General features: G+C 36.0%; 10 protein-coding genes and 1 riboswitch. Of the genes, 5 read left to right on the forward strand and 5 right to left on the reverse strand.

Annotated features, from left to right (window positions below; genetic code table 11):
- Positions 1-311 precede the first annotated feature (311 nt).
- Positions 312-851 (reverse strand): hypothetical protein, encoded by a 540-nt coding sequence (locus ACFX4X_RS24100; protein ID WP_377387175.1) that lies wholly within the window; start codon positions 849-851, stop codon positions 312-314.
- A gap of 450 nt (positions 852-1,301) precedes the next feature.
- Here ACFX4X_RS24100 and ACFX4X_RS24105 point away from each other — a divergent pair, with 450 nt between their 5' ends.
- Positions 1,302-1,688: a MarR family winged helix-turn-helix transcriptional regulator gene (locus ACFX4X_RS24105; RefSeq protein ID WP_283918330.1), complete on the forward strand. Its 387-nt coding sequence runs from the start codon at positions 1,302-1,304 to the stop codon at positions 1,686-1,688.
- A gap of 51 nt (positions 1,689-1,739) precedes the next feature.
- A complete protein-coding gene (locus tag ACFX4X_RS24110) occupies positions 1,740-2,573 on the forward strand; it encodes an MBL fold metallo-hydrolase (protein ID WP_305161778.1) in 834 nt (277 codons plus the stop codon).
- 185 nt (positions 2,574-2,758) lie between these two features.
- On the opposite strand, the gene ACFX4X_RS24115 is transcribed toward ACFX4X_RS24110, so the two are convergent.
- On the reverse strand, positions 2,759-3,415 hold the full coding sequence (locus ACFX4X_RS24115) for a DJ-1/PfpI family protein (protein ID WP_137020917.1): 657 nt from the start codon (positions 3,413-3,415) through the stop codon (positions 2,759-2,761).
- Positions 3,416-3,591: 176 nt separating this feature from the next.
- Entirely contained in the window at positions 3,592-4,188 is a 597-nt protein-coding gene (locus tag ACFX4X_RS24120; RefSeq protein ID WP_377387179.1) for a TetR/AcrR family transcriptional regulator, read from the reverse strand.
- Between the two features lie 351 nt (positions 4,189-4,539).
- Here ACFX4X_RS24120 and ACFX4X_RS24125 point away from each other — a divergent pair, with 351 nt between their 5' ends.
- The gene (locus ACFX4X_RS24125) at positions 4,540-4,878 is read left to right on the forward strand and encodes a DUF192 domain-containing protein (protein WP_377387182.1); all 339 of its coding nucleotides are present in this window, start codon (positions 4,540-4,542) and stop codon (positions 4,876-4,878) included.
- A 596-nt stretch (positions 4,879-5,474) separates the two neighbouring features.
- Here the strand turns inward: ACFX4X_RS24125 and ACFX4X_RS24130 are convergent.
- The gene (locus ACFX4X_RS24130) at positions 5,475-7,685 is read right to left on the reverse strand and encodes a YhgE/Pip family protein (RefSeq protein ID WP_377387189.1); all 2,211 of its coding nucleotides are present in this window, start codon (positions 7,683-7,685) and stop codon (positions 5,475-5,477) included.
- Between the two features lie 353 nt (positions 7,686-8,038).
- Between ACFX4X_RS24130 and ACFX4X_RS24135 the strand changes: the two genes are divergently transcribed.
- Positions 8,039-8,320, forward strand: a complete 282-nt coding sequence (locus tag ACFX4X_RS24135) for a hypothetical protein (RefSeq protein ID WP_377387185.1) — start codon at positions 8,039-8,041, stop codon at positions 8,318-8,320.
- A gap of 471 nt (positions 8,321-8,791) precedes the next feature.
- Here ACFX4X_RS24135 and ACFX4X_RS24140 read toward each other — a convergent pair whose 3' ends face one another.
- Positions 8,792-8,914, reverse strand: a complete 123-nt coding sequence (locus tag ACFX4X_RS24140; protein ID WP_284471188.1) for a bacitracin ABC transporter ATP-binding protein — start codon at positions 8,912-8,914, stop codon at positions 8,792-8,794.
- A 147-nt stretch (positions 8,915-9,061) separates the two neighbouring features.
- A riboswitch (cyclic di-AMP (ydaO/yuaA leader) is annotated at positions 9,062-9,206 on the forward strand.
- Positions 9,207-9,363: 157 nt separating this feature from the next.
- On the opposite strand from ACFX4X_RS24140, the gene ACFX4X_RS24145 reads away from it, so the two are divergent.
- A complete protein-coding gene (locus tag ACFX4X_RS24145; protein ID WP_377387187.1) occupies positions 9,364-11,190 on the forward strand; it encodes an APC family permease in 1,827 nt (608 codons plus the stop codon).
- Positions 11,191-11,745 lie beyond the last annotated feature (555 nt).

The raw sequence follows: 11,745 nt of genomic DNA on the forward strand, positions 1-11,745 counted from the left end.
TTTATTTTTGGGTAAAGAGCAGGTTTTCGTGCTAGATGGTGGCGGCGAGAATCGCCGCCATAGAAGTTTCTTATGGAGCTAAAAAGGGGCAGGATAGTTGCATAAGGCTAACATGTCTTTTGTGTCGTTTAAAACAAAATGTGGAGGAACAAAGGAACTGGAAAGGATAAAAAAGAAATTAATCTCATTTATCCTTTTCAAGTAGCTTAAATCCCACCATCATTTAAAATGAACTAAAGGGGCAGGATAGTTGAAAAAGAGAATCTCCTCAATTCAAATAAAAAAGGGAGAGGGAAATATCCTTCTTCCTTTTATCGTATGAATATTGATCCACCACTCCATGTAATGTAGAGGCTTCCACTTATAACTTTAACTTTATAATCACTATAACGAGCATGTTCACTCAGGCCGTGATTTCCCTTTTTGACTGAATCTTTTACATAAATAAATGAATTCAAAGAACTGTAAAATGTATACTTACTTTTATACTCATCTTTAGGCCATTGAAATGGTTCCTTTTCATGTATAACATAAGGAAAAGAAAGGTATTCATCACTTTTAATAAAAGTATAGTTTTCGGATAAAATGGAAAACGACCCTAATAAGTAAAGGAAATTAGCAAAAACAACAATATTAAACAAAGTATTTTCTTTCTTTTTATTAAGCTTAATCTTTTTCGATAGTATAGAAATAGAAACAGGCATAGCAATTAAACCAATTAATGCAATCCATTTATCAAAAGGTTCGCCATTCACCCATATTAGTATTCCCATTAATCTCAATAGAACAAAGAGTAACACAAAAGCCGTTAATAATGATGATAGGCCGATGATAAACTTCTTAAATTTCAATGATTTCACCTCTTTGGGATTCTACCATTTTTTTGGTTTTTAGTGAATATAAAGAAAAGACTAAACACAAGTTAAGTAAAATCAGCAGATTTGGATATTTTTAGAAAACATCGAATGAATTACCATCAAGATAACGTAGCCCTGAATAGTTCCTTTACTAATAGTTTGTGAAATATTGTACTTAAACTAACGGGTGCTATAGCTGAAGATCGGAGCTGTCTTTAAGGCAGCTTTTCTTTATGGCACTAACGGGGCAGGATAGTTGAAGAGTGCTGTTTGACCTTTGTTAAACAATCGGGCCATTTAAAGTAATTGGCGAGCTGATCAAAGGTTCCCTTGACAAATAAATAGTTTAACAGCTAAACTAAAGGTATGAATAGGAAAAATTCTGAACAATCAAACAACATATATAGTATGAAAACAGGAAGCCGAAATCTAGGTCGTTTATTTATGCAGCTCCAACGACTTGAACGTCATCCCCGCACCTTTGGAGACGCAGGTCCCTTGACGCCAAGTGAAATTCACACGATTGACGCCATTGGTTACGATGGTGGTATCCTCATGAGTGAACTGGCCACCCGTCTCAGTGTAACGAAAGGTGCGGTTACGCAGATTATCGGACGTTTAGAAAGCAAAGAGCTCGTTAAGCGTTCCCCTCACCCGGATGATTCTAGGGCGGTAATTATCTCACTTACTGAAAAAGGAAAAAGTGCTTACCGAGTCCACGAAGAATTACATCTGAATTTTTACAAAGAGCTTAGCGCTCAATTAGACCAAAAGGAGATCGAAATTTTCGAAAAATGCATTCAAAAGCTAAATGAGTTTTTGCAGAAATAATTTTTTTGAACATATAGTTTATAATCTAAACTACTTTAAGGGGGAGTTTTTATGAAGGTTAAGGCAACAGTTCTTTCTGAAAACAGTGTGTTCAGTAACCTGGGAGCGATTGCGGAACACGGTTGGTCTGTTTTTTTGGAAACGGATCATGGTAATTATCTCTTCGATACTGGTCAAGGTAAAGCACTGCTCAATAACGCGAAAGTATTCAAAAAAGATTTATCCAGTATTAAAGGAATTATACTGAGCCATCATCATATCGATCATACTGGTGGTCTGCTGGCTGCCGTAAAGGCAGTTGAGGCAAAAACAGTTGATGTTTTTGCACATCCTGACCTGTTCAAAGAAGGATATCTTGTTCGGATGGGTTATAAATACATCGGAGTCCCTTTTTCTAGAGTTGACCTTGAAAGCTACGGGGCCAATTTTAAATTCAACACGGAATTTACCGAAATCGCTCCAAATGTTTATCTAACAGGTGAGGTTCCTCGATTATCAGATTTTGAACATGGCGATACCGATATTGTCCAGCAGACGGAAGAAGGTTATATCCAAGATCAGGTTATGGACGATCAGTCCATTATTATCAAAACGGAAAAAGGTTTGTTTGTCATTCTAGGATGTTCTCATGCAGGCATCGTCAATATTCTCAATTATGCAGTCCAAAAGACCGGTGAAAACCGAATTCATACCGTTATCGGCGGCACTCATTTATGGTGCGTAAGCGACGAACAGAAGGAAAAAAGCATTCAAGCGTTGAAAGAATTGAATATTGAACGCCTTGGAGTGTCCCATTGTACCGGCTTCGAGGTAAGCATGAGCTTAGCTCAAGAATTCGGACAAAAGTTCTTTTACTGCAATGTGGGAACAGTTGTAAAAGATTGAAAGGTTTCTTCATTACCACACGAAATTAATGATGCGTGGTTCAATTCAAATAATTCAGGTATACATTTTTGAGTATTCCGAACATCCATATAAACATGTGGCGAGACCCCTATCTAGAATCATAAAGTAACAGGACAAAGGAGAGGATATCATAATCGTCTCCCTCATTCCTATCATATGTTGATTTATAATTCAGGCTCTTGTTTTGCAAGCTCTTGAAGCATCACCCTTAATTGTTCTACCAATGGAGCCGGCGCCTTTTTTGGTGAACCCGAATCAAACGGGGGCATAGGATCGTATTCCAAAAGTAGTTGGACAGATTTACTGATATCTTCCCCCCATTCCCAAGCTATTAGTTGGAGGGCCATGTCGATGCCGGAGGAGACACCTGCGGCTGTAACGATTTTACCTTGGCGAGCCACTCTCTCACCAGTTGGGACTGCACCAAGAGAATGGAGTAGATCATAAGAACCCCAATGGCTGGTTGCCTTCACACCATTTAGCAAACCTGCGGCACTCAAAATCAGAGAGCCGTTACACACTGATGTGGTCCACTTCGTTGTCTCATGTATTTGCCGAATCCAATTTAATGTGTCTTCGTCATTCATGTTAGACTTATAGTTAGGAGGACAACAACCAGGTACGACAAGAATATCAGCTGATGTAACTTCAGAAAAACTCAAATCGGCATGCAAATGCCCCATTTTAGAATCCAGCTTGATTAAACCCCTATCTTTGGCGACAAACTTCACTTCGATACCCTTTACGGCAGCAAATACCTCGTATGGACCAATTGCATCTAGGGCTGTGATCCCATTGTAAAGCATGATTGCGACTTTCATGATGAACACTCCTTTAAACATAGTATTTTGGCTAAATTTCAGGATTGGACCGAACCGGACCGGACCGGACCGGACCGTCCGGTTTATTATACATGCTCATTTAACTTTTTTCATAAATTAATTAGTAATTTTAGTGAACAAAAAAGCTAAAGAACCAAGAGGTATTAGGATTACCCCTAGTTCTTTTCTGAGTAGTGCTGTAAAAGTATACTTATTTGCCCAATGCTATGAAGCATATGTTCATTATTTAAAGACAAGCGACTTGCCATAACGGCGCCTTCTATTGTGGAAAACAAAAAGGATGCTAAAGAATAAGAATCTACATCTTGAAGAAATTCTTTTGAACGAATTCCCTCATCAATGATAGATTGTATGATAATTAAAGTATGATTATGGGCTTCGTCAGCTTTATCATGAAGTTCTGGAAATCCAAAATCAGTTTCTATGGCCGTATTAAGTAGAGGACATCCGCCATCAACAGGTGGATTATTAACAGCATCTTTATAAATATGACACATTGCTATTAATTTATCTGTTGCTGTAACTTTAGATTTTGTAGCTTCAAAAAAATGATTCCAGATAATGCTTACAGAATATTCGAATGAAGCAATAGCAATTTCGTTCTTATTTTCAAATCGTCTATATATTGCTCCTTTTGGTAATCTTGTTGCTTTCATAATATCTTGTATAGAAGTTTGACTGTAGCCTTTTTTATTAAATAAGGCTAAGGAAGTTTGAATAATAAGTTCGCGTGTTTTATCTACCTTATTCATTTATTTTCTCCTTTGTATGTGAATGTAACATTTATTATATCTAAAAATGCAACCTCTGCCTAATAGTCTCTATGGGGGCTAGGTATGGCTAAAACTGTGTATAAAGTTTTAAATTGAATCAAGAAGGAGATTATTCCGTGGATTGGTTTATCAACTTTTTGTGTGAAGTGAAAAGGAGCTTGCCTAGTTATTTTTTTCTTCTTTTTTGCGTTTTATCTCCAACTTTCTTTCTTTTTATTATTAGGGGAAAAGACGTTTTTTCGAAAAAAGGAAATTTCAATCTCATGAACTTCTTTTAAAAAGACAGCAATTTTCTTTCCTGCTTATAATAATAATCGAAGGTGAGTGAACATGAAAAATAGTATAAAAACAAAAATGATAAAAATACTCAGTGGTAACAGGGAAACTAGATTACCCGTTCAAGTTGCAGATACTCAAAGAAAAAGAGAAAAGGGCTTAATGTTTGTTGGAAAATTACCCGAAAATGAGGGGATGTTATTTGTGTATTCGGAAAAAATATATGGTGGCTTTTGGATGAAAAACACATTCATTCCTTCATCTATTGCTTTTATTGATTCAGATGGGGAAATTCTAAAAATACTTGATATGGAGCCTTGTAAAGAGGATAAATGTTGTCCTACCTATGATCCAGAACTTTCTTATCATTATGCAATTGAGGTGAATCTTTGATGGTTTGAAAAGAATCAAATCAAAGAAGGGGATTATGTAAAGTTTGATTGAATTGATCTCACCTCACCACTAGTTCTTAGAGGTGAGGTGATTTTTCAATGGATATTTATGTTAATATTACTGAAAAAATTGTGAAGAAATGTACTTAAACTAACAGGTGCTTTAGTTCATTAACAGGGGTTGCTGCGGCAGCCTTTTTGTATGAAAACATATTCGTGAAAGGCCATACTAAAATAAGTCCACCATATTCTAATTTAGCTAAAGGCAGGTTAGTTCAACAGTGCTGTTTGATCTTTGTTCAACAATAGGGCCCTTTAATTGAATAAGGGTCACAGAAATGATCAATCAAACTTTTATATAAAAGAACGATTCAATTGAATATATTAAGAGCGTGTTTTGAACATTCTTTTTTTTTCAAAACACGCTCTTTCTTTTTGTTCGTGTATCAAGATTATTAGTATCAATTTGATCAAACATTATTCTAAAGCAACTGAGTCATTAGTAAAATATGAAAAAAGTAATAGTATCAGTATGTCCAAGATTTAGAGATTAATTGCAATTGTCTTGAAGTTTTTGCACCAGAACCAAAGATTTGCTTAAGCGGCAGAGATGCTTTTTTTATGTCTTAATTGAAGAACAAAAAATAAGTAAGTACCAGCATTCAAGACAAATCCAAACACGGCTAACATTAGCGCATAGCTCCATACATCATGTAGATCATTTCCAATCGAGATAAGATCCCGAAATCCTTTTATAGCATACGTCATTGGAAGGAATGCATGTATGTGTTGATAAAATGGAGGTGCTAACGCTATAGGGAATGTACCTGAGCTACCGCCAATTTGCAATAAGAGTAGAATGAATCCAATAATCTGTCCTATTTTTCCAAAAATGGTGCAGAGCATTTGCGCCAAAGATAGGAAAGTAAGACTCGTCAAAATTGTAAATAGATATAAGCCCCATGCATTTTTAACTTCTAGACCCATCCCCTGGATAAGTATAGTAACTGCTAGAATGGATTGAATCAAACTAACCACAATAACAACACTGTGCTTACTGAGGAACCAAGAAGCCCCGGATGTTGGTTCTAACGGTGTTTCTTTAAGTTGATAACTAGAAGAGAAAATTAATGCACTAGCCATCAAACCAATAGACAAAATATAAGGAATTAAGCCAGCTCCATATTCATTTACCTCACTGATTTTGTGTGGTTCCAACTTTATTGGATTAGACAACATGTCGTAATTTTTATCATTCATTTTCAATTCATTCGCTTTTGTAGCACCAGATTGTAACGAAGAATGTAATTGACCTGTTCCGTCAGATAGATGGGAAGATCCCTTATATATTGATGCGGAACCATCTGCAAGTTTTTGAGAGTCTTCACTAAACTGATTGGCACTAGAGTTAAGTTTTTCAATCCCTTTTGCAAATTGATTGCTTGCATTGTCCATTTTTAATATACTGTCGGAAACAGCGCGAGTTCCATCTGTTAATTTGTTAGCACCACTATGTGCTTCGGCTAACATTTTGTTAAATGTCCCTAGATTTGAACTAAGGGTATGTTGCCCTTCAGCCAATTTATTAGCGCCTTCATACATCGATAGTTGTCCTTTTGCAAACAGATCAAGTTGACTCTGCACTTGCTGTGAATTTTGTGAAACGGTTAACATCGTAGACTCGAATTCCGTAATTTCTTGTTTTAAATCATCTGCAGTGGAAAGAGACATGAAAGTATCCAAATTCAAAAGCAACTGTTGTTTTTCTTCCTCAGAAAGACTTTTGCTTTTAAGGATAATCCTTTTTTGTTCTTTAACTAGTTGGTTCTGCCCTTGAAGGATTTGTTGTAAGGAGTTCAGTTGACTAATCATTTCAGGCTGTCTTTCATATATATCCCCCAACGCGATTAATAGTGGGTCAACTTTGTCTTGAATTTCAATTGTACCTTGGTGTGCCTGCTGTAGGTTTCTTTTAAGATCATTAGCTCCTTGTTCTAATTGTTTAGAACCTTTGGCGAGATTTTCACCAGTTTTGTTAAGGACACCCAAGCCATTTTCTAAATTATCCATACCACTATTAAGTGTTTGAACCCCGTTAGACAATTGACCAATTTCCGTTTGAAATTGTTGAGTTCCATTGCGTAAACTTTGTGTACCATCTTTAAATAAGACGGTACCAGCAGCTAAACTCTGCAAATGGTCTTGTAGTGTTTTGGAGGAATTTGTAATTTTGTTGGCAGCCTGGTCTATTTTATTCGCTCCTTCAGCTGCTTTTTGTAAATGCTCGCCTACTTCATTTAAACTATTAAATAATGTGACTGCATATTGTTTTGTGATAGAATTTGATATTTTCTCATTGATTTTACTAATTCCAGAGGTTGCTATCTTTGATGCAGTATAGTTTTTCCCCGGATTTGTGTAATATCTCAGGCCCATTTTACTAGGATGTTTATCTAACAAGGTAGCTCCATTTTTAGAGAAATCATTTGGAATTTCGACTACCATGTAAAAATCTTCATTTTTTAATCCTTTAAACGCTTCTTTACTATTGGTAAATTTCCATTTAAACGAGTGATTCTGTTTCAAATCATGAACCAAATCTTTTCCTAACTGTAAATTCTGCCCAGAAAATTTTGATCCCAGATCTTCATTTACTACTGCAATTGGAAGATCTCCAGTTTTAGAATAAGGATTTCTAAAAGCGGATAGAAAAATGCTGCTATAGAGCAACGGTACAAAAAGAATGACTATCAATGTTAACCCAGTTTTGCGATGGCTGAAAATATTTTTCCACTCGCCTCTTATCATATTCAATTATATTATCCCCCATTGTTTCTAGTACTAAATATATTTTGTAGGACCCTAATTTCATAGCTAATTTTACTATAAGATGTCCTTGGGTGTTAGACTTCATTTTTCCATTTTTAATAATTTTTTTAATTCGCCCAATTCACCGTCTGGAAACGATTAGCCCACGTTTACATGTTCCGGAAGCTGCTCATTATGTATATGATTTTACCGTGAACTTAAATTCAAGGGTGATGAAATCCTGCGATTCAGCGAGTATTGGTGAGAAAGTCGTATAAACTGAGGGAGTTGAAGAAGGATTTTGTTTTTACGTTAAACTGTATACAGTTTAACGGTTTTAGGAGGTGAAAATGATGAAACGTGCGATAGGAATTTTTCTTACTCTTTCATCTTTACTAACATACTTAATAGTAGACATGCTTTATGACCCTGTTAAGAATACAATAACAACAACAGATATGAATTCAGGAGTTACAACAGTAACAGTACATTATCAATATCCTTTGATGTTTTGGGTAATTTGTGTCATTTTAATAATTACTTTTATTCTTGGGATTTACTTTATTCTAGCAAAGGAAAAGCAATATGAGGAATGTCCACTCTGTGATACTCCAGAATATACTAGAAATAAGTGAATCGAACTCCCATGAAAATTAAAAAAGCACAAAATCCAGAAAAAACCACAATAAAATAGACCCAGTAAAAACGCTTTTAAAAAAAAGGCTGAGCCTTATGAGTGATCTGATTGAGTTTGGTAAATCGTTAAACAAAAACCTCCAATTATAGCAAATTAAGTAGAGGCTAGCGCGACGACCAAAAAAGGATTAATCTCCCATGAGTGCTACCCATAAAGGGCGCGACAGTCGGTGGTACACCGTGGTCATCGGAGTCAGACTAACGGATGGGCTCAAAGGTACCATAGTTCAAAGACCTTCTTCGCCAGCCATTAAAACATTATCGACATAGAGACCAATTTTCATTCTCTGTGGTGAAGCGCTGATTTTTGCGCTTCATGAATGGCTAACGGGGCAGTTTAATGAAAAAGTGAGGACATACACAATGGTATGAGTTCAATATCTAAAGGTACTTTCTTGTGGACTTATATTCTAATCATTGTTTATGGGTTCTGCAATTTGTTCTTTTGTGGGACCTCCATATTGCTGGTTAATGTCTTTAGCTAACTCATCTAAAAATTCATCAGATAAAAAGGGACTATTATCTTTGAACATGTAAATCCTCCTTTCGTGTTAGAAATCAAAAATACTAAAGCATGAACTAATATGTACTACTAACATTTCCGTTATCCTCGGTTTTAATCTTTTACATAAAATTCATTTACATTCTCTGAACACAGGAGTATTATAATCACAGTTCAAATTTCTAAATCGCTGAAACCATTAGGTACGGGGGAACCATTTTTGTGGGTTGTTACTTAACCCAAGGGGTGAATCCTTTCAAGGTAGGGCTACTCAAAGGTCCGAATCCGACAGCTAACCTCGTAAGCGTTAAATGAGAAGGAAGGTGGAACTTGTGACACACGAAAAGTGATGTGCCTACAGGTCTATTAAATATGACTTGTAGGCACTTTTTTATGCATGTAAAATTATTTCTTTTTTGAGTAATTACTATTGATAAGGGTAAAAATTAACCAATAGATATATTAGGCGGTGCGTGATTAATGATTCCATTCATAAAAAGGCTTTTAATTGGACGACCTTTGAAATCCAATGAATTAGGAGAACAGAAACTTAACAAAACGAAAGCATTAGCAATCCTTTCTTCTGATGCTCTATCATCAGTGGCATATGGTCCTGAACAAATTTTGATAGTATTGATTACGTTAGGTGCAGCAGCATTTTGGTATTCAATTCCTATCGCAGTTGGTGTATTAATTCTTTTAACAGCTCTCATATTGTCTTATAGGCAAATCATCTTTGCTTATCCTCATGGCGGTGGAGCGTATGTGGTTTCAAAGAGCAATTTAGGTGTAAATTCAGGCTTAATAGCTGGAGGATCCCTATTGGTAGACTACATACTAACTGTTGCTGTAAGTGTGTCTGCTGGGACCGATGCTTTAACATCTGCCTTTCCCACTTTACATAACTATAATGTGGTAATTGCCATTGTATTTGTAATTCTTATTACAATTTTGAATTTAAGAGGAGTAACGGAGTCTGCTTCAATTTTAGCCTACCCCGTTTACTTATTCGTTTTTGCGTTGTTTATATTAATTGGTGTGGGTATTTATAATATTCTAACTGGAGGAGTTTCTCCTGAATTACACACCCCAATAGGTACACCTGTGGCGGGAATCAGTTTGTTTATTCTTTTAAGGGCGTTTGCTTCAGGAAGTTCGGCTTTAACAGGGGTTGAAGCCATATCGAATGCTATTCCTAACTTTAAAGACCCAGCTCCAAATAATGCGGCTAAAACATTAATGGCAATGGGAACCTTGCTTGCCATACTGTTTTCAGGAATCGTATTTTTAGCCTATTATTATGGCATTTCTCCAAGTGGAGAGGTAACCGTTGTTTCCCAAATTGCCGAAGAAACTTTCGGACGGAATTTCATGTACTTCTTTATTCAAGGAACTACAGCATTGATATTAATCCTTGCTGCGAACACTGGTTATTCGGCTTTCCCGTTGTTGGCAGTGAATCTTGCAAAGGATAAGTTTATTCCAAGGATGTTTCTAGTTAGAGGGGACCGATTAGGATATTCAAATGGCATCATCATCCTTGGTATTGCTTCAATACTTTTAATTGTTGCTTTTCAGGCAGAAACAGAGCATCTAATCCCACTTTATGCAGTTGGAGTTTTTATTCCATTTACATTGTCCCAAACAGGAATGATGGCTAAATGGATTCGTGAGAAGCCTCAGGGGTGGCTTCCAAAACTAATAGTTAATACGATTGGTGCTGTTATTAGTTTCACGGTCACAATGATGTTCTTTTTAACAAAATTCTCACAGGTTTGGTCAATCCTAATTTTTCTACCTATCATTGTCCTTCTCTTCCATCGAATTAAAAAGCATTATGAAGCTGTTGGAGACCAACTTAGGCTTACAACTTGTGAACCATCTGTGACCATTGACGGTAATGTTATGATAGTGCCTGTTGCTGGCATGACTCATGTTGTAGAGAATACCTTAAATTATGCTAAATCTCTTTCTCCTGAACAAATTATTGCTGTGTATGTTGCATTTGAAAGAGAAGACGAGAAGAAGTTTGAAGAACAATGGAAGAAATGGCAACCTGATGTAAGACTGGTGACACTGCACTCTCATTACAGAAGTATCATCAACCCACTTACCAAATTTGTTGATACTGTAGAGCATAAAGCAAGGGAAGGGAATTATCGGGTAACGGTTGTCATTCCACAATTTATTCCTAAAAAAGGCTGGCACAATATTCTTCACAATCAATCAAGTTTTCTTATTAAGGCCTTCTTACTGTATCGGAGAAACGTGGTAGTAACAACTGTACCTTATCATTTGAAAAAATAAAAAAGGAGGACTTCAATTTTTGTATTTCTTAATAAATTAAGTATTAAACGGAGCTATTAAGCTTCTTCTACTTGAACTAACGGGTGCGTTAGCTGAAGATCGGAGCTGTCTTTAAGGCAGCTTTTCTTAATGAACTAAAGGGGCAGGATAGTTGAAGAAAGACTAGGCTAAATACCATGCAATTTTCCGGAATTATCGGTACCCTCAATTCCCTACAATCTAGGTCTTTATCCTATACTGTGCTGTTTATTTATTTGTATTATCCATTATAAAAAATGTCTATTCTAATTATTTTTTTAGTCTTTACCTTAAGTACAGTTTTTTGGAGCTTTTAATTGTATTGTAAATTAGAATACCCAGGATAAATGGAATATATATTGGTCTCCGGTCAGTTATCTGATGGCTTATTTAATAATTTATGGTTATTACAATTTGATTCGTAAATTTATTTTATTCAAATAATGGGTCCTTTAGTTTTTGAAGTGAACCCAAAAAGTTAGACACTTTATTTAATTAGGCAACCTTGAGGGCATGAACCCGGTAATCTACTGGGCT

The organism is Peribacillus sp. YIM B13481, from assembly GCF_042787985.1.
GTDB classification, from domain to species: domain Bacteria; phylum Bacillota; class Bacilli; order Bacillales; family DSM-1321; genus Peribacillus; species Peribacillus simplex_A.